This is a genomic window from Bryobacter aggregatus MPL3 (assembly GCF_000702445.1).
In the GTDB taxonomy this organism is placed as follows: Bacteria; Acidobacteriota; Terriglobia; order Bryobacterales; family Bryobacteraceae; genus Bryobacter; species Bryobacter aggregatus.
Genome location: NZ_JNIF01000003.1, coordinates 278,301 through 297,783, shown reverse-complemented (window position 1 = coordinate 297,783; position 19,483 = coordinate 278,301). Strand labels below are relative to the sequence as shown.

General features: G+C 58.3%; 13 protein-coding genes and 2 pseudogenes. 8 read left to right on the top strand and 7 right to left on the bottom strand.

Translation table 11 applies throughout. The annotated features are described in order from the left end of the window. Positions 1–2: 2 nt before the first annotated feature. From M017_RS0101715 to M017_RS0101695, 5 genes are read left to right on the top strand one after another with little or no spacing between them, the layout of a single operon-like run. Positions 3–926 (top strand): glycosyltransferase family 9 protein, encoded by a 924-nt coding sequence (locus M017_RS0101715; protein ID WP_051669427.1) that lies wholly within the window; start codon positions 3–5, stop codon positions 924–926. Further along, entirely contained in the window at positions 923–1,468 is a 546-nt protein-coding gene (locus tag M017_RS0101710) for a methyltransferase family protein (RefSeq protein WP_031495305.1), read from the top strand. The genes M017_RS0101715 and M017_RS0101710 overlap by 4 nt, the downstream gene beginning before the upstream one ends. Continuing rightward, on the top strand, positions 1,456–2,157 hold the full coding sequence (locus tag M017_RS0101705; RefSeq protein WP_238325784.1) for an RNA methyltransferase: 702 nt from the start codon (positions 1,456–1,458) through the stop codon (positions 2,155–2,157). The genes M017_RS0101710 and M017_RS0101705 overlap by 13 nt, the downstream gene beginning before the upstream one ends. Positions 2,158–2,160: 3 nt before the next feature. Next, positions 2,161–2,379: a hypothetical protein gene (locus M017_RS0101700; protein ID WP_031495303.1), complete on the top strand. Its 219-nt coding sequence runs from the start codon at positions 2,161–2,163 to the stop codon at positions 2,377–2,379. Positions 2,380–2,399: 20 nt separating this feature from the next. Continuing rightward, positions 2,400–4,190: a carboxypeptidase regulatory-like domain-containing protein gene (locus tag M017_RS0101695; RefSeq protein WP_031495301.1), complete on the top strand. Its 1,791-nt coding sequence runs from the start codon at positions 2,400–2,402 to the stop codon at positions 4,188–4,190. On the opposite strand, the gene M017_RS0101690 is transcribed toward M017_RS0101695, so the two are convergent. The 3 genes from M017_RS0101690 to M017_RS0101680 are packed head-to-tail and all read right to left on the bottom strand — an operon-like array spanning position 4,171 to position 7,404. Next, complete coding sequence (locus M017_RS0101690; RefSeq protein ID WP_080507449.1) at positions 4,171–4,956, bottom strand: FAD:protein FMN transferase; 786 nt, start codon at positions 4,954–4,956, stop codon at positions 4,171–4,173. The genes M017_RS0101695 and M017_RS0101690 overlap by 20 nt on opposite strands. Further along, entirely contained in the window at positions 4,937–6,139 is a 1,203-nt protein-coding gene (locus M017_RS0101685) for a formylglycine-generating enzyme family protein (RefSeq protein WP_031495299.1), read from the bottom strand. The genes M017_RS0101690 and M017_RS0101685 overlap by 20 nt, the downstream gene beginning before the upstream one ends. Next, positions 6,136–7,404, bottom strand: a complete 1,269-nt coding sequence (locus tag M017_RS0101680) for a Gfo/Idh/MocA family protein (RefSeq protein ID WP_031495297.1) — start codon at positions 7,402–7,404, stop codon at positions 6,136–6,138. The genes M017_RS0101685 and M017_RS0101680 overlap by 4 nt, the downstream gene beginning before the upstream one ends. A 164-nt stretch (positions 7,405–7,568) precedes the next feature. Between M017_RS0101680 and M017_RS0101675 the strand changes: the two genes are divergently transcribed. Both M017_RS0101675 and M017_RS30535 read left to right on the top strand, forming a co-directional pair. Continuing rightward, entirely contained in the window at positions 7,569–8,360 is a 792-nt protein-coding gene (locus M017_RS0101675) for an XDD4 family exosortase-dependent surface protein (RefSeq protein ID WP_155121167.1), read from the top strand. A gap of 281 nt (positions 8,361–8,641) precedes the next feature. Continuing rightward, positions 8,642–9,414: pseudogene (locus M017_RS30535) on the top strand (IS5 family transposase). A gap of 507 nt (positions 9,415–9,921) precedes the next feature. Here M017_RS30535 and M017_RS0101665 read toward each other — a convergent pair. The 4 genes and pseudogenes from M017_RS0101665 to gltB all read right to left on the bottom strand — a co-directional run bounded on the left by M017_RS0101665 (position 9,922) and on the right by gltB (position 18,443). After that, positions 9,922–10,956, bottom strand: a complete 1,035-nt coding sequence (locus M017_RS0101665; RefSeq protein ID WP_031495294.1) for an IS481 family transposase — start codon at positions 10,954–10,956, stop codon at positions 9,922–9,924. A gap of 171 nt (positions 10,957–11,127) precedes the next feature. Beyond that, a pseudogene (locus M017_RS30530) lies at positions 11,128–11,915 on the bottom strand (IS5 family transposase). A 542-nt stretch (positions 11,916–12,457) separates the two neighbouring features. Continuing rightward, positions 12,458–13,876: a glutamate synthase subunit beta gene (locus tag M017_RS0101655; protein WP_031495293.1), complete on the bottom strand. Its 1,419-nt coding sequence runs from the start codon at positions 13,874–13,876 to the stop codon at positions 12,458–12,460. Continuing rightward, positions 13,869–18,443 (bottom strand): glutamate synthase large subunit, encoded by a 4,575-nt coding sequence (gene gltB, locus M017_RS0101650; RefSeq protein WP_031495291.1) that lies wholly within the window; start codon positions 18,441–18,443, stop codon positions 13,869–13,871. Before gltB ends, M017_RS0101655 begins: the two co-directional genes overlap by 8 nt. 93 nt (positions 18,444–18,536) lie before the next feature. Between gltB and M017_RS0101645 the strand changes: the two genes are divergently transcribed. Beyond that, a complete protein-coding gene (locus tag M017_RS0101645) occupies positions 18,537–19,436 on the top strand; it encodes a LysR family transcriptional regulator (protein WP_080507448.1) in 900 nt (299 codons plus the stop codon). The last annotated feature ends 47 nt before the right edge of the window (positions 19,437–19,483 follow it).

Genomic DNA, 19,483 nt, shown 5'->3' with positions numbered 1-19,483 from the left:
CCTTGCCAAAGATTCTGGTGGTGCGGCTGGGTGCGATGGGCGATGTGCTGCACACTATGCCCGCTGTACAGCATCTGCGGGAAGCGCATCGAGACGCCGAAATCACCTGGGTGATCGAACCGCGCTGGGCTCCGCTGCTTGCCGGGTCTGAGATGGTGGACCATATCTTGCCAATGGACCGCCGCAAGGGCTCGAGCATTCTGATTGCAACCAAGTGGCTGCGGCGCTGGAAGCCGGATGTGGCGATTGATTTCCAGGGGCTTTGGAAGAGCGCGATTACGGCCTGGGTCAGCGGGGCCGATCGGCGTCTTGGCTTTGCTTCCGGAATGCGGGAGCGGGAAGCCGGTGTATTTTATTCAGAATGCATCGAAGCAACGCGGCTGCATATCGTGGAACGGAATCTGGAACTGGCCGGTGGCCTCCAGGCGCCGCAGGTCAACGTCCCGCCAGGACACGCGGAGGGCAATTTGCCTGACGGGGATTTTCTCTTGGCCGCACCCTTTGCCGGCTGGAACTCGAAACAGTGGCCAGCGGCGCGTTATGCCGAAATTGCGGAACGGCTGCACGAGACCTTCCGCATGAAACTGGTGCTGAATGTGATGCCGGGCACAGTGTTACCTGCCAGTGAGTTCCTGGTGCGGCATGAAAGCGGCATCGAAGGCTTGATGGATGCTACGCGCCGGGCTCGCGCCGTTCTGGGGCTTGATAGCGGCCCCATGCATCTGGCCGCACTTTTGCGGAAGCCGGGCGTGGCTTTGTTTGGCCCGACGGATCCCGCCCGGAATGGACCTTACGGCGGCACGATCCGTGTGCTGCGAGTTGCGGATGCGGAGACCACTTACCGGCGCGGCAGCGAGATTGCGGAGAGTATGAAGCAGTTGGACGTAGACAGCGTGTGGCAGGCGTTGGTGGAGGTGTTGCGTTGAGAAAGCACTGGTTCCCGAAGCCTTACGCGGACTTCGTGATGCGGATGCGGGTGCCGAGCGGCTTTTTGCTCGCAGTCTGTTTTGGCCTGCTCGCCGCGCCGTCGCGCGAGAGCTTACTGGTGGGAGGCGGCGTTTCTGTGTCGGGTTTGGCTCTGCGCGCCTGGGCCGCGGGGCATCTGAAGAAGAATCAGGATCTGGCCGATGGCGGACCCTATGCCTGGACGCGCAATCCGCTCTATCTGGGGACGCTGCTCACGGCGCTGGGATTGGCGATTGCGGCGCGAAGCTGGGTGGTGTTCGGCGTGACTGTCGCTGTCTTCGGGTTGGTCTATCTGCCGGTGATCGAGCAGGAAGAACAGCACCTGATCAAGCTGTTTGCGGGCTATCGGGCCTATGCCGAGCGTGTCCCGTTGTTGTGGCCAAAGCTGCCGTCGCAGCGGAGCGCATTGCGCTTTGAAAGTGCCGTCTACTGGCGGAATGAAGAGTGGAAGGCGGGCGCTGCATTTCTGGCAGGAATGGGGTATCTGTTGTGGAAGCTGTAAGTGTCGTATTGGTGAGCCCGCGGAATCCGGTGAATATCGGAGCGGCCGGGCGGGCGATGGCGAATCTGGGTTTCGGGGATTTGCGGTTGGTGGAAGCCTACCGGGTGGCCGCAGAAGAAGCGCGCGGCGGCCCCCATGCCGAAGATGTGTTGCGCGATTCGCGGGATTTCTCCACGGTTGCCGATGCCGTTGCCGATGCCACCTTGGTGGTGGGGACAACGAGCGCGTTGCGCCGTGACGTCAAGCTCGAGATCAAGCGTCTGGAACATGCCGTTGCTGCGATGAAGCAACACGAGGGGAAAGTAGCGGTATTGTTCGGGAGCGAGAAGTTCGGCCTCTCCAATGAAGACATGGGCCATTGCCACTGGCTGGTGCGGATTCCGACTCTCGCCGATACCGGGAGTATGAACCTCGGTCAGGCGGTTGCGGTGACCCTGTACGAGATCATTCGGGAAGCTCCGGTGGTGGAGCCGGTGACTTTCGACGAAAAACTGGCGAGTGCCGGGATGCTGGATGAATTTGTAGATCGGCTTTACGAAGCTTTACAACTCTCTGGATACGTTCACGCCGAAAATATCAAAGAGAAGCTGCGCCGCTTGTCCCGCCGGATGCAGTTGCGCGAGCGGGATGCCGTAATGTGGCTGGGCATGGTTCGTCAGATCTTGTGGAAATTAAAGAGCGAAAATTAAGTAATGACTAGAGTGGAACTGCAGTACGATCTATCGAAACCATTGAGCGATGCGGACTACGAGAGACTTTCCGAGTTGAAGAGCGTCTATGGAGTGATGGGGATTAGGTTGCGTCCGGATGCGAGCGGGATGACCGTCGAATATGATGCAACCCGATTAAACCCAGACGGTGTCGATCACGTCTTAAAGCGCAGCGGACTGCCCGTTTTGCGCGTAGTGTAACAAGTTGAAGGAGGCCTGGAATGCGCCTGATTGGAATTCTTACTCTGGGGTTTGCGTTGTTCGCTCAACAGCAGGCACAGACGACATCCCCCCCAGCAGGAACGCAGGCGGACCCGAACGTGAAGTTAGGGCGCATTACGGGCAAGGTGTTGAATGCGATCACCGGGGAACCGGTGCGCAAGGCGACGGTGACGCTGCAGCCGGCGGGTGCACAGGGCGGCGCGCAGACCCTTTCGAGTGCCGCTTCGGCGCGCGCGATCAGCGCGAGCACCGATAATGCAGGCGCGTTCGTGTTTGAGAGCGTCAATGCGGGCACCTATCGGCTTTCCGGGGAAAAGACGGGTTTCATCCGGACAAATTTTGGCGGCCGTGGCGGTGGGGCCATCGGGTCTCAACTGGTGGTTGGAAACAGCGGCGCCGAAATCCCCGATGTGATCGTGCGCATCACGCCGCAGGGCGTTGTGAGCGGCAGGATTCTCGACGAAGATGGCGAGCCGATGGAGGGCGTTTCTGTCCAACTGATCCGGCCACAATACTTCGCAAACCAGCGCCGCATGATGGGGACAGGCGGAAACCAGACGAACGACAAAGGGGAATTCCGGGTGACGAATGTCGCCCCAGGCCGCTACTACGTCCAGATCCAGAACATGCGTATGGGTGGGGCTCCGCTGCAACAGGCGGCCGAGGAATTCGGATATCCGAAGTTGTTCTATCCGGGTGTCGAATCGATGGATCAGGCGCAGAAAGTCGATGTCGCGGCAGGCCAGGAATTTAGCGGTATCCAGATGACGCTGCGCAAGGTGCGTGTCTACCGGGTACGGGGCCGGGTGGCGGGCGTGCAGGCTCCTGCGGCTCCGCAACAGGCTGGCGGTGGAGGGCGCGGTGGTCCGGGGGGCGGCGGTGGCCGGCCGGGTATGAACATCCAACTGCGGCCTGAGGGCGGTTCCAGCGACATGATGGGACCCGGCTTTGGCCCCGGCATGGGGCGTGGCTCTGTGCGCAACGACGGATCTTTTGAACTCGCCAGCGTCACTCCGGGGGCTTACAAATTGGTCGTTTCCGACTTTGGACAGGGCCGTCCGCGTGTGATCGGCTCCGCAAAGATCAGCGTCGGCAATAACAATGTGGATGGAATTGTGATTTCTCCGATGGCGTTGATCACCATGCAGGGCAAGATCACGGTGGAGGGCGACCAGAGCGCGGTGAATCTGAAGAGCGTTCGGGTGCAGATCCAAGCTGCCGATATGGGGGGCCTGGGTTTCATTCCGCCGATCAGCGTCGGTGATGATGGCACCTTCAGCGTGGCGGACGTGTCGCCGGAAAAGTATCGCGTCGTGGTTTCGCCCGGTACCGCCGCTTATGTCAAGGCGATCAATGTCGGTGGCGAGGATGTGAAGGATACGGGACTGGATCTCTCAAATGGCGGCGGTGGGAACGTCGATATCATCCTGTCGACAAAGGTTGCCAAACTCGATGGGATCGTGGAGAAACAAAAGACGGACGATGCTCCGGGCAGCGCGCTGGTGGCCCGGGTTGGGGCTGATGGCGAGCTGTCGCTCCTGAACATGACCGGCGGGCAGACCTCGATGGCGCAGGCAGACAGTTCCGGTAAGTTTTCTTACGCAAACCTGCCTCCGGGCGACTACAAGGTGTTCGCCTTTGAAGAGGTGGATACCACGACGGCCTCGGATCCGGATTTCCTGAAAAAGTTCGTGGACCGCTCGGTGAGTGTAAAGATTGGTGAAGGTGAGTCGAAGTCAATTACGCTGAAGCAGATTCGCTATGCCGAATCTAGCCCGCAAGCGCAATAAGCTCTGTCCCGGGAAAGTGTGCGAGCAGTGCCTGGCGTTCCGCTGGGCGCAGGATGAGACAGGTGGTGTCGAGCGCGTCGGCGACGATGCCTTGCCGGGCAATCACGGTGATAGTCTCGCGTGTAGTGATTGGGGTGAGCGTACGCGGATCGAGGATGTGCCCTGGCTGGAAGGTGTTGCCCGCGGTGGACACGGCGGCCTGCTTCAGAATGCGGGTCTGATTCGAGTTTCCGATGCCGACGGTCCAGCCCGGAGTGCCGGGAGGGGGCTGATCCATCCGGAGATCGCCAGAAGCGGCAATGAGGTGCCGGGGTTGTCCTACCTTGGTCAGCAATTGCGAAACTTCATCGGCGGCATAGCCTTTGGCGATGGCGCCCAGGTCCAGCTGCATATCGGGCTTTAACAGCGTGACGCTACGATTGCCGAGCGCGATGTATTGGTAGCCGACGGTCCCGCTGCGGCCTCGCGTGCGTGCGCCGATGCTGACGTCAAAAGCCCCTCCTGAAAGCAGCGAGAGGCGTTGCGAGAAGCTGAGAACGGTAAAGAGTTCGTGGCTGACGGGGATAGCTTTGCGGTAGGCAGTGCGACAGACAATGTTCAGTTCACTGTCGGGTTTATAGTCGCTGAGGAGTTGATCGAGATGTTGGAAGCGTTGCTGGGCGGCCAACAACGCTTCGTTTCCTTTGGCTTCGTTTCGGGTGTGGAGGGTGATTCGTACGAGCGTCCCCATCGAAGGGAACGCCGTACTAATCTTCTGCCACTCCATTGTTCCAGAACTTGTGCATCTCTTCGGCCGAAGGGATCTTCAGCGGACGCACCAGACGGAAGCCCAGCCAGGTGGCATCGGTGTGATACCAGATGGACTTGGGGAGGTTGGGATCCTGCATCTTCCAGCTTTCGTTGGAGGGGACACGGGCTCCGCAGCGGACGCCATCGGGAGTGCTATCCCAGCCACCGCCGCGTGCGGTGTGCGGATAGGAAGTCTTGGACGGATACCAGGTTTGCGGATGTTCGTAGGCCTTGGGGTCGTACTGATCGACGGTCCATTCCATGACGTTGCCGAGCATGTCGTAGAGGCCCCAGGCATTCGGCTTCTTGGTGCCGACCTTAGCGTATTTCTCGCCGGAGTTTGCCTTGTAGACCGCGTAGTCGCCTAGCGGCGTCGGCGCGGGAGCATTCGCGCGGCAGGCGTATTCCCACTCCGCCTCAGTCGGCAGACGATAGAAGTGGCCGGTCTTGGCGCTCAGCCATTGCGCATATTTGTTGGCGGCGTGGTGGGTCATCGAGATGGCCGGGTAGCCTTCGATGCCCATCCCGAAACTCATCTCGACGTAGGGCTTGGTGGGACGGCTGATGGCGTCGATCGTGATGTTGTTGCCAGCGGTTTCACCAGCGAGCATCGCGAACATAAAGAGCCGGTATTCGTTCCAGGTGACTTCGTGGCTGGCCATCCAGAAAGGTTCGACGGCGACGGTGTGTTGTGGGGATTCGTCGGGCTTGTGGCCGGGTTCTGATTCCGGAGTGCCCATGAGGAACTTGCCACCGGGGATGGGCAGCATCTCGTATGGGACTTCGGTGCCGGGGATGATGTTCTTGTACGGCTTCATCGCCGCTTGTGTCTTGATGGTGTCGCGCTTGACGATCTGCGAGTGAAGCGTTTTGGTGAGCGCGAAATCATCCTGCAGCGGCTTGACGGTATCGGGATAATCGAGACCTTCGGCCACCCAGGCGGCGAGGGTCGCTTTTTCTTTGGCGTTCAACGGCGTCTCGTCAGGGGGCGGCATGACGCGCTTCTCGGTGAGCGGAAGATGGATGACTTCGACGATCTTTGCTTTTTGCCGGAGGAAGAATGCGCGGTCGTGACAGGCCGCGCATTTCTGATCCAGGATGGGTTTGACGTCAGTTTTGAAGTCGACAGCTAAGAGTGCAAGTAAGGGCAGAGCGATCATACAAACTTCGTAATGCCGGGCTTGGGGGGAGCGGAATCGGGCAAGCTACCCTTGGGGTCAAAGGGCTCCGGGAAGGTGGAGAGCTTGGAATTCTGGATCTGCTCCCAGGTGAGTTCAGCGCCCGTATAGGCAGCGGTGCGGCCCATGATGGCGAGCAGCGTCGAGGAGATCATCCGGTCGCCCTTGTTGATCGGCTGGCCCTTGCGGATGGACGCAAAGAGCAGATCATGCTCGTACTGGTAACCGTCGTTCTTCTGGCCGTCGAACTTCCAGAGGATATTGCCCTGGTGGTCTTCCACCTTCGGGAAGGGGCTGCGGCCGATGGTGATCTTGCCCTTGGTGCCGAGGATGTAGTCGGCGTTCTCGTTGTAGATGCCGGGGATCTGGCGATGGGCGACAAAGGCGCGGGCGCCGTTGGGATAGAGGTAGTTCACTTCGATGTGATCGAAGATGTTTCCACCGTCCTGCGGAATCTGGCGTCCGCCATGGGCGACGCAGGAGACAGGCGGCTGGTCCTTGAAGGCCCAGGCGACCTTGTCCACAGAGTGAACAGCTTGTTCGACGTAGCCGTCGCCGCTGGTCCAAACGAAGTTGTACCAGTTCTTGGTCTGCCACTCGACGTCGCTCATTCCTGCTGGACGGGTGGCGGCGGCGGGCATGGGTTTGACGGGGCCTGTGTAATAGGTGGCGTAGTAACTCACGATGTCGCCGATGATGCCGGAGTGGAGTTGCTCGAAGGTGGCGTTGATGTAGTTCGAATAGCGCCACATGAAGCCATCGACGAGCGACTTGTTGTTCTCCTTGGCCATGCGGACGCTTTCGATGACGCTACGGACGCCCGTGGGATCGACCGCCATCGGCTTCTCGGTGAAGATGTGCTTTTTCTTCTCGACGGCGTAACGGAGATGACCGGGCCGGAAGCCGGGAGGCGTTGCCAGAAGCACCACGTCGATGTCGGAATCGATGACGTGCTGGTAGGCATCAAAACCGATGTACTTTTTCCCGTCTACGACTTTGACCTTCTCGCCGTTGATCTTCTTGACGCGTTCGAGCGACCCGTTGATCTGGTCGATCGAGACGTCACCGACGGCTGCCAATTCGGCGTAGTCGTCCGCCTTAAGCGCCTGGGAGGCGGCACCGGTGCCGCGACCGCCGGCTCCGACAAGACCGACCTTGATTGCATTCGTTACTGTTTGGGCTCTGATGATGGCGGGGGCCGCGATGACGGCCGCCTTGAGAAAGTCGCGACGAGGTGTTTCCGGCATAAACGTAGAGTTTATCGTATCGAGAGTGTGGCGGAGAGAGCCGCTGGACAGGAGGTTGCCCCTTTCGGTGCTGGCGAGAAGTACTAACCGATTGGCTCTAGTACAAAGGCTTTCTATTAGTTGCTGAAAAGCACATCTTCCGTGGCACTGTGATCTCAACGGGAATGGTTCCCGGAATTCTGCGTGCAGGTGTATTCATGTCGAAATTTCTCGCCCATTTCGGCCTCGTCCTTCTTGCGAGTTCTCTCTCCCAAGCAACAACCATTACATTCACTGGTACGGGGACAGGTTCTTCCTCAGGATTGCCATTGTCCGCTTCCCTGACATTTGAGCAAGTTGCTTCGCAACTGCTGGTCACCCTGACAAATAACAATCCAGTGAAAGTTCCCTCTGACATTCTGATCGCTGTATTCTTTGATATCCAACCGAGTCTCTTCAGCGGGGCGACCCTCAATCCAGCATTCATCTATCAGAGTGCAGTGACCGCGCCTGGTTCCTGTCTGACGGGATCCACCTGTCCGCCGCCGGTGGATGTAAAGTCGAATGGGGAATGGCAGTTCAAAGCGACTGCCGCCGGATTGAACCCCGGCGGGTCGGGTGTCAATCAGGTGAATCAGCAGTTTGGATTGTCCACCGCGGGTCTGGGGATCTTTTCCACGCCAGGAGGGCAGCAGTTCAACTATGGGCTGGCCAACGGGCTGGCGGCTGGTTCCAATCCGACGGTCAATGGAGCCACTCTGATCAATAATTCACTGCTTGTGACCTTTGCTCTTCCGGTTGGTTTTGATCTGGCCACTTCTACCATCTCGAATATACGTTTCCAGTACGGCACGTCGTTGGACGAAGGAAGTTTCTACGGCACTCCGTCGGTTCCTGAACCCTCTACTACTGTGCTTTTGAGTTCTGGAGTTCTGCTGGTGTCTCTATTGCGTTCCCGCTTCCGGACGATTGCATAGCGCGATGAGGAGATGAGGAGTGGTTCGCTGGAGGGGCGAACCACTCCTCATCTCCTTAGTGCATACAATAGTCAGCGGTGCACTCAAAGTGGAAAGCGATGCTGGCGGTTCTCGCTGGTCTGTTCGGATTTGTAGCTCTAGCCTCCTGAGTCCTCAATCTCTCACATCGTCTAGAGCGTGTAGTTCACTTTTGAGAGGCAGAAGGGATGGCCTCCCCAGGCACGAGAAAAGGATATCCGGCCGATGTCAGCGATGAAAAATGGGCATTTGCAGCACCGTAGCTGACATTGATGGAAGAAGAGGCACCACAGTGTCGCTATCCGTTGCGAGAGGTGTTCAACGGATGTGTTGCCTGGTGAGGTGTGGGACGCCATGGCGATTGATTCCGCAGGATCTGCCACCTTGGGTGGTGGTGTACCAACAGACACAGCGGTGGATTCGGTCTTCGAGGCGATGGTGCATGATTTCCGGGAAGTATTACGGCGGCGAGAAGGACGAAAAGCCCAAGCCACTGCTGCGATCATGGAGAGCCGCACCTGAGAAGCAACGCCGGAGAGCGGAGCCCGCAGCGGCTATGACGGCGCGACGCGTCGAAAAGGCAGCAAGGTGGGCATCGCGTCGATACGTTGGAGCATTTACTAGCGCTTCACGTCACCTCCGCCGAGGGACAAGACCGTGCTCAGGTCGGCATCCTTGCCAAACAGGTGCAGCAGGTGACCGGCGACAACGTCGAGTTGGCTTCGGTGGATCCAGGCTACACCGTGCTAAACGCCGCGGAAGCAGCCAACCAGCAAGGCATTCCATTAGAAGCCGTAAAACTATCGACGGCTAAAAAATGCTGCTGCCCAGGAGCTGGGTGGTCGAACGAACAGTTGGCTGGGCAACTCGCTACCGCCGACTCGTCCGAGGCTTCGAACGTCTGCTGGACAACGTCGCAGGCAGGCATGTATTTCCTTGCCTTGGCCTGCCTCCTCCTGAAACGCGCCTTCCTATCAAGTTCATTACAGGCTCTAGATGCAGTCCCCCCAGGCCAGTTTCACACACTCTCCGGTGACCTGTGGCACTTGCTCCTACTCCTGCTTATCGGCCAGAATCATATCCAAGACAACAGATGCCCAACGTGTTGACTGCAATGCGAACCTTAGCTGAATTGACCTTTCTTCGTGAGCGCAAGCGCCCGGCCGAATAGAAAACTGGGTATTCCCGAAGCCGCTTCTCAATAAGCTCACGTGAGGTTCAATGCAGAGTACGGGTGGTGAGCCATGCGGAAGTCCAAGGGTACGTCTGTCTTGACGATGCAGCGGCCATTGCAATCTCTTACCGATCGTAGCCCATTAGCGTCAGCAGCCCGCTACGAATGGCCTTGCTTCACGGTTCACATATGCCGGATATCGCTTTCAAACTCCGATCGTCTTCGCTTCTCGAAAGTTATCACTCCTTTTCGGTGGTTGTTGAAAGAACCTGCGTGTTGAGGCTTGAGGACTTGATGCTATTTCACGTGTATTTAGCTGAAGATCTCCGGACACGAGGGCTTACGGGCCTCGGTTGAGATTCGGTTACTTCATGCTGCCATAGGTTGCGCCTGGGCGATTTTCCCATCGAGGAAAGCCTGGTATGGCGTTCGGCCTTGAGTCCGATATCCATGATGGGGTCGCTGGCGATTGTAGAAGCTCAGATAGGCGTCCAGATCATCTTGTAATTCAGCCACAGACTGATAGATCTTTTGCCGGAACTTGATGCTGTAAAACTCCTCCTTGATCGTGCGATGGAAGCGCTCACAGAAGCCGTTGGATTGAGGGGAAGCGATCTGCGTTCTCTTGTGGCGGATCTGGTTAATCGCCAGATAGATCTCGAAGGGATGACGAGCTTCGAGTCCACAGTACTCGCGGCCATTGTCGGTGAGCAACCGCTCGATCCCCACCTTCTCATCGTCATAGAAGGGGATGACTCGATCATTCAGTGTGTCTGCCGCAGTGATCGGCATCTTGCTGAGATAGACCTTGGCGAAGGCTTGCGAGCAGTGTGCGTCAATGACCGTCTGCATGTAGACCTTGCCGACGCCTTTGATCGTGCCTACAAAGTAAGTGTCCTGGCAAAGCAGATAGCCAGAATGCGGTGCAGCGATATGTTGTTCCGGGTCAACGTTTCGGCCCTGATGCTTCTGCAGGAGCCGCTTGGCTTGCTCCGTCAGCACGCCGCCTTCGGTGGCGGTCTTCTTGTCCAGCCAGAGCAGGCGCTGGAGCCGGAGAGTGATGCCGTGCCGTACCCAGACCCCTCGGACGGCGGGGGCAGAGACACCGATGCCGACCAAACGAAGCTGGTCGGCAATGCGGATGTAACTGTAGGTCGGATACTGTGCCGTCATCTCAAGGATCTGTTTTTCGAGCTCAGGCGCAGTTTGATTCGGCATTCGAGGCGTTCGGCGCTGCCTCGGCTCAAGCCCGTCGGCTCCGTGCTTCTCGTAGGCTTCCTTGATCTCGTAGAAGTGGCTGCGGCTGATGCCGGCTCGTTGGCAGGCGGCCTTGATGTTGCCCAATTCCTGGGCGAGTTGGAGCAGTCCAATGCGCGCTTTGATAAGCTTCTGGTTGTCGCTCATGAGTGTGTCCTTTCGGGGTGATTTTGGTGTTTTGGAAGATTCCAAATCTATCACCGTAAGGACCCGCTCGGGGCGCTTAGGGGCTTCGGCTCCAGTCGGGCTACGCCCTCCCTTCGCCTCTTCCCCTAAGCGCCGTTTCCCATCATTGTGTCCGCTGATCTTCCGCTAATTTCATGTAATATGGCGTCGGGGCGATGATACTATTAAGATATTTTCTTTGCTGGCTCTAGAGCCTGTAATGAACTTGATAGGAAGGCGCGTTTCAGGAGGAGGCAGGCCAAGGCAAGGAAATACATGCCTGCCTGCGACGTTGTCCAGCAGACGTTCGAAGCCTCGGACGAGTCGGCGGTAGCGAGTTGCCCAGCCAACTGTTCGTTCGACCACCCAGCTCCTGGGCAGCAGCATTTTTTAGCCGTCGATAGTTTTACGGCTTCTAATGGAATGCCTTGCTGGTTGGCTGCTTCCGCGGCGTTTAGCACGGTGTAGCCTGGATCCACCGAAGCCAACTCGACGTTGTCGCCGGTCACCTGCTGCACCTGTTTGGCAAGGATGCCGACCTGAGCACGGTCTTGTCCCTCGGCGGAGGTGACGTGAAGCGCTAGTAAATGCTCCAACGTATCGACGCGATGCCCACCTTGCTGCCTTTTCGACGCGTCGCGCCGTCATAGCCGCTGCGGGCTCCGCTCTCCGGCGTTGCTTCTCAGGTGCGGCTCTCCATGATCGCAGCAGTGGCTTGGGCTTTTCGTCCTTCTCGCCGCCGTAATACTTCCCGGAAATCATGCACCATCGCCTCGAAGACCGAATCCACCGCTGTGTCTGTTGGTACACCACCACCCAAGGTGGCAGATCCTGCGGAATCAATCGCCATGGCGTCCCACACCTCACCAGGCAACACATCCGTTGAACACCTCTCGCAACGGATAGCGACACTGTGGTGCCTCTTCTTCCATCAATGTCAGCTACGGTGCTGCAAATGCCCATTTTTCATCGCTGACATCGGCCGGATATCCTTTTCTCGTGCCTGGGGAGGCCATCCCTTCTGCCTCTCAAAAGTGAACTACACGCTCTAGACGATTATGATATGAACGACTAGCAACAACTGCAGAAAGATCCGATACTGCGGCTGATATGTATTTCACCAAAGATCTGCGGACACGAATAGTTGGGGGCATGGGTTGAGATCTAGCTGATTCATATTCATGCTGCCATTGGTTGTGCCTGAGCGAGTTTTCCATTGAGGAAGGCCTGGTTGAGCGTTCGGCCTGAGTCCGGTATCCATGGTGGGGCATGCTGGCGATTGTAGAGCTAACAGAAGTCTCCAGTTCATGCTGGAGCTCTGCCACAGACTGAAATAGCTTCTGGTGGAACTTGATGCTGTAGAGCGCTTCTTGGATCGTCCGATGGTAGCGCTCACTGAAGTCGTTGGGCGACGTCCTCCTTTCCCCTCAACTCCGAAGTATTTCAGATGAACAACTGCTCAGATAACGTTAAACGGCATAGGTTAATTGGGAAGCTGGCTGCTTCCCACCAGCCGTTCGTCGATCGCGCGGGCGGCCCGGCGGCCTTCCGCGATGGCCCAAACAATGAGCGAGGCGCCGCGACGGGCATCGCCTGCGGCGAAGACCCCATCGAGACTCGTCTCATAGTTGTCCTTCGTCACAATGTTGCCGCGCGCATCGAGACGCGCTCCGGTCTTCTCGATCAACCCAGGCCGGCGCACTCCCGCGAAGCCAATGGCGATCAGAACCAACTCCGCATCCAGTGTGAACTCGCTATTCTTGACGGGTTCAAAGCCAGGAGCACTCCCGACACGGACACCATGGAGATGCTTGACGTTGCCTTCGTCATCGCCTGTGAAACTGGTGGTGGCCACCGCAAACTCCCGGAGCCCGTTTTCCTCATGCGCTGGTTCTTCGCGATACATGACCGGCCAGAGAGGCCAGGGTGTGGATTCCGCGCGCTCGTCGGGCGGACGCTGGTGGATCATGAACTGGCGGATGGACTTGGCGCCTTGACGGGTTGCCGTTCCGAGGCAGTCTGCACCGGTGTCGCCGCCGCCGATGATAATAACATTCTTGCCGGTGGCGAGAATCTGATTTTCAACCGGGAGTCCGCCAACTACTTTATTGGCTTGTGGCAGGTAGTCCATCGCATAGTAAATGCCCTTGAGATGGCGGCCAGGCACTTTGACATCGCGATGCTGTTCTGCGCCAATGGCGAGCAATGTCGCATCGTATTCCTTGCGGATTTCGGCGAAGTCCATATCGACGCCAACGTTGACGCCAATCAGGAACTTGATGCCCTCGGCCTGAAGCTGTTCGATACGGCGATCGATGTGGTGCTTCTCCATCTTGAAGTCGGGGATCCCAAATCGCAGCAGACCGCCGAGGCCGGGGTCGCGTTCGATGACGGTGACGGTGTGGCCCGCGCGATTCAACTGTTGTGCGGCCGCGAGACCGGCAGGACCGGACCCGATGATCGCGACTTTCTTACCGGTGCGGGTGGTGGGCAGTTCCGGGACAATCCAGCCGGATTCAAACGCATGGTCGATGATCGATTTTTCCACTTGCTTGATCGATACGGGGGCTTCATTGATGCCCAGGACACAAGCCGATTCGCACGGAGCCGGGCAGAGGCGGCCGGTGAACTCCGGGAAGTTGTTGGTCGCATGGAGCTGCCGGATGGCATCTTGCCAGCGATCCCGATAGACGAGGTCGTTCCAGTCGGGGATCAGGTTGTTGAGCGGACACCCGGTGTGGCAGAAGGGCACTCCGCAATCCATGCAACGGGCGCCTTGCTCGCGCACTTTGGCGAGCGGGAACTTCTCATAGACTTCGCGCCAATCCTTGACGCGATCGGGGACCGGGCGCCGCTGGGCGATCTCCCGTTGGATTTCGAGGAAGCCAGTATGCTTACCCATGGATCACCTCTTTTCTCGCTTTGGTCAGCTTGGGCAGGGCGAGTTTGGTTGTCCCAATTGTTTTCTTGAATTCGTGGGGGAAGACCTTCACAAAGTGGGGAAGGTACTGCCCAAAGTCCGCCAGCACTGCAGCAGCCTTCGGGCTGCCGGTGTGTTGCTCATGAAGCTCGAGAAGCTGCCTGAGCAGATTGATATCTTCCTGGGAGTCGACCGGATCGAGATCAACGCTCGCTTTGTTGCAAAGCGTCGAACGGAACTTTCCATCGGCATCATAGACATAGGCGATGCCGCCGGACATTCCTGCGCCGAAGTTACGGCCAGTGGAGCCAAGGACCAGAACAAGACCTTTGGTCATGTACTCACAGCCATGATCGCCAACGCCTTCCACGACGGCTGTGGCTCCGGAATTTCTGACACAGAAGCGTTCTCCCGCGCGGCCGTTGAAGAAGGCCTGGCCGCTGGTTGCGCCGTAGAGCGCTGTATTTCCGATGAGGATGTTGTCCTCGGGCGGGAAGGTGCTGTTCTTGGGTGGATACACGCTAATGCTGCCGCCGGAGAGGCCCTTGCCGATGTAATCGTTGGCATCGCCCTCCAGACGCATCGAGACACCTCGTGAAAGGAAGGCCCCGAAGCTCTGGCCAGCGCTGCCGTGGAATTCGAAGTTGATCGTGTCTGGTGGCAGCCCTTCGTGACCGTAGCGCTTTGCAATCTGTCCGGAGAGCATTGCGCCCACCGTGCGATGGGTGTTGCGAATGGGGAGCTCGAACTCGACTCGCTTGCCATGCTCGAGTGCCTCTTTGGCATGCTCGATCAGCTCATAGTCCAGTGCTTCATTCAGACCATGATCCTGGGAAGTGGTGCAGTGGCGGGCGACACGCTGTGGCACTGCCGGGTTGTAGAACAAAGCTTTGAAGTTGAGGCTGGAAGCCTTCCAGTGATGGATGCTGCGGCGGGTGTCGAGCTTATCGACACGGCCGATCATCTCCTGCACGGTCCGGAAGCCCAGCTTTGCCATGATCTGGCGCAACTCTTCCGCAATAAAGAAGAAGAAGTTGATGACGTTCTCGGGCGTGCCTTCAAACTTCTTGCGTAACTCGGGATTCTGCGTTGCGATGCCAACCGGGCAAGTGTTGAGGTGGCATTTGCGCATCATGATGCAACCCATCGCGATGAGCGGCGCCGTGGAGAAGCCAAACTCTTCGGCTCCCAGCAAGGCCCCGATGGCGACATCGCGTCCGGTCTGCAGCTTGCCGTCCACTTGAATGCGGACACGGCTGCGCAGGTCGTTCATCACCAGAGTCTGCTGGGTTTCCGCCAGACCCAACTCCCAGGGGGAGCCGGCGTGCTTGAGGCTGGTGAGAGGGCTGGCGCCGGTGCCGCCGGTGTCCCCCGAAATCAGGATGACGTCGGCATGAGCCTTGGCGACGCCTGCCGCCACGGTGCCGACACCGTTTTCGCTGACGAGCTTCACCGAGATGCGCGCATCCGGATTGACGTTCTTCAGATCGTAAATCAACTGTGCGAGATCTTCGATCGAATAGATGTCGTGATGGGGCGGGGGGGAGATGAGGCTCACGCCGGGTACGGCAAAGCGGACGCGGGCGATGTTTTCATCGATCTTATGGCCGGGGAGCTGTCCGCCCTCGCCGGGCTTGGCTCCTTGGGCCACCTTGATCTGGAGCTCCTCTGCGTTCACCAGATACTCCGTGGTGACGCCGAAGCGGCCGCTGGCCACCTGCTTGATCGCACTGCGGCGCCAATCGCCATTTGCATCGTGCTGGTAGCGTGCGGCGTCCTCGCCACCTTCGCCGGTATTGGAGCGGCCGCCGATGCGGTTCATGGCGATGGCGAGCGTTTCGTGTGCTTCTTTTGAAATGCTGCCGAAGCTCATCGCGCCGGTGGCAAAACGTTTGACGATCTCCGTTGCCGGTTCCACGTCATCAATCGAAAGTGGCACGTCGGCATACTGGAACTCCATCAGTCCACGCAATGTGCACAGGTGTTGGTTCTGTTCGTCGATCGTTTTCGAGTACTGCTCGAAGGTGGCGAAGTTATTCTGCCGCACCGCGTGCTGGAGCTTCGTCACCGAATCGGGATTGATCGAGTGGAACTCGCCGTTGACCCGGAAGTGATAGTTGCCACCCTGATCGAGATCTGTGGCAAAGCTGCTCATCGGGCGATAAGCAAACTCGTGCTTCATCTTCGCTTCGCGGGCAATAACCTCAAGGCCTACGCCCTCGATACGTGTTGCGGTGCCGGTGAAGTACTTCCTGACGAAGTTCTTGTTGAGTCCGACGGCTTCAAAGATCTGAGCGCCGCGATACGACTGCAGCGTCGAGATGCCCATCTTGGAGAAGACTTTGAGCAAGCCCTTGCCAATCGCCTTTTTGTAATTCTTCAGCGCCTGTTCAAAGGTGAGGCCTTCGGGCAGGAGATGTCTCTGTCCCATGTCTTCGAGCGTTTCGATGGCGAGATAGGGATTGATTGCGCTGGCGCCATAGCCGATCAAGAGACAGAAGTGCATGATCTCGCGCGGTTCGCCCGACTCGACAATGAGTGCGACCATCGAGCGGGTGCCTTCGCGCACGAGATGGTTGTGTACGGCCGTGAGGGCCAGCAGCGAAGGAATCGGCGCCGAGTTCTCATCGACGCCACGGTCGGAGAGGATCAACAGGCGATAGCCTTTGGTAATCGCCTGCGAGGCGCGGCGGCAGAGACGGTCGAGCGACTCCTCCAGATCCTGCTCCGACCCATTCGCATCGAACAGGGTGGGCAAGGTGGTGGCAAGGAACTCTCCCCAACGCACATTACGAAGCTGTTCGAGATCGTGGTTGGTCAGGATCGGGTGATTGAGCTTGAGCGTATGGCAGTGCTCAGGTGTCTCTTCGAGAATGTTGCGCTCGGTGCCAATGTAGCTGGTGAGCGACATCACCAATTCTTCGCGGATCGGGTCAATCGGAGGATTGGTGACCTGCGCAAAGAGTTGTTTGAAGTAATTGAAGAGTGGCTGCGGCTTGTCGCTCAAGCAGGCGAGCGGCGTGTCGGTGCCCATGCTGCCGATGGGTTCTTCGCCCCCCGAGGCCATGGGCAACATGATCATGCGCAGATCTTCTTCGGTGTAACCGAAGGCGCGCTGCCGGGGCAGGATGGTGTGAAAGTCGGTCTGGTGCCAGCGCGGCGGGGCAGGCAACTGGCGCAGATTGATCTGCTGTTTGTCGAGCCACTCGCGGTAGGGCTGGCGTGAGGAGAGCATCTGCTTGACTTCCTCGTCGGGGATGATGCGGCCGGCGGTGAGGTCGGCGAGCAACATCTTGCCGGGCTGCAGGCGGCCCTTGTACTTGATCTCTTCGGGCTCCACTGGCAATACGCCGGTTTCAGACGCCATGATCAGCAGGCCGTCGTGAGTGACCATGTAGCGCGCGGGGCGCAGGCCGTTGCGATCAAGCGTAGCGCCAATGAGCCGCCCATCGGTGAAGGCCACCGCGGCGGGGCCGTCCCAGGGCTCCATCAGTGAGGCGTGGTATTCGTAGAAAGCCTTCTTGGACGGCTCCATCGCCGTGTCCTGGTCCCAGGCCTCGGGCATGAGCATCGCCATGACGTGCGGGAGTTCCCGGCCGCCGAGCGTGAGGAATTCGACGACGTTATCCAGAGAGGACGAATCGCTGCCAGAGGGCGTGACGATGGGAAAGAGCCGGTCGATCTTGCCAAAGCGGTCACTGGCGAGCACCGCCTGACGGGCGTGCATCCAATTGATGTTGCCGCGTACCGTATTGATCTCCCCGTTGTGGCACATATAGCGGAAGGGATGTGCCAGTTGCCAGGTGGGGAAGGTGTTGGTGGAGAAGCGCTGGTGCACCAGGCAGAGCGCGCTCTCAACGTCGGCATCCTTCAGTTCCTTGTAGAAATTCGCAATCTGCGGCGCAAGCAGAAGGCCCTTGTAGATGATGGTTCGGCAGGAGAGTGAGGGGAGATAGAAGAAGTCGCGGTCGCGAATCTCGGAGTTTGCGATCTCGTTCTCAACCCGCTTGCGAATGCAGAACAGACGGCGTTCGAGCTCGTCTTCGGACATTTCGCTGGTGCGGCCAATAAAAATCTGCTGGATATAAGGCTGCGAATCGCGAGCCAGGCGCCCGATTGCGTTGGAATCGATCGGCGTATCGCGCCAGCCGAGAACCGTCAGGCCCTCTTCGCGCGTCACTCTCTCGATGATGCCTTCACACTGCAGCCGCTGGGTGCGTTGCACGGGCAGAAAGACCATGCCGACACCGTATTCGCCGGGCTGGGGAATGGAAAATCCAAAATTCGGGCACTCGCGGGCAAAGAACTTATGCGGAATCTGAATCAGGATACCGGCGCCATCACCCGTGTCGGGATCGCAACCGCAAGCACCACGATGCGTGAGGTTGATGAGGATCTGAATCCCCTTCTCGATGATGTCGTGGGACCGTTCGCCTTTAATGTTTGCAACAAAGCCAAGGCCACAGGCATCGCGCTCTCGGGCGGGATCATAGAGGCCTTGGGCTTCAGGAAGTCCGCGCAGCATGGCGGACCGAGGGACATCATTCATAGATACTCTCCGGAATTTTTAGAGTATAGCGAGATCTGGCCTCATAAGGCAATGTGAAATTTTGATTGTTGTGTTATTAGGCCAGGTTATGATATGCTTCCTGTCGTGCAATTGGAACATATGCGGCTGTTCCGTGATATCGCTCACAGTCGGAGCGTGAGTCGCGGAGCGCAACTGAATAAGGTCAGCCAAAGTGCGGCCAGCCAACACCTGCAGGAGCTGGAACGGGTTTTTGGCATCGTCTTGCTCGATCGAAGCACCCGTCCCATCCGGGTGACCCCGGCCGGGCAGGCGTACCTGGAATTCTGCCGCGAAGTGCTACGGCGCAAGGTGGAGTTTGAGGCCGAGATTGACGAGTTGAAGCGATCGACGAGCGGGGAAGTGCGGGTGGCTTCGATCTACTCGGTTGGCCTGTCGAAGATGAATCGCCTGGAACAGGAATTCCGCGAGCGCTACAAGGACTCCCAATTGCGGGTGGAGTACCTGCGTCCGGAAAAAGTTTATGAGGCGGTGCGCGAGGAGCGTGCCGACATCGGACTGGTGAGTTATCCTCTGTCCAATCGGGAAGTGAAAGCGCTGCCCTGGCGCAACGAGCAAATGGTCCTGGCCATGTCGAACGGTCATGTCCTGGCGAACATGAAACGTGTCACTCCTGCCCGGCTCGATGCCATGGCCTTCGTTGCCTTTGACCGGGACCTTCCCATTCGCAAGGACATCGATACTTATCTCAAAGAGAATGGTGCAGAAGTCGATGTCGTGATGAATTTCGACAACATGCAGATGGTGAAGGAAGCGGTGGAACTCGGAAGCGGGGTGAGCATTGTGCCGCGCGCAATGATTGAGAAAGAACTCGATGAAGGCCGCGTGAAGGCGGCGGAGCTGAGTCCCAGCCTCATTCGGCCTTTAGGCATCATCCACCGGCGCAACTCCAAGATGAGCCGCGCCGTGAAGGCGTTTCTGGACCTGTTGCAGGAACACGCCGAACTCAAGTAGAGTTCGGCGTGTTCCTGGCTGGAATCGTCGATGGCAAGCTGGGTTCT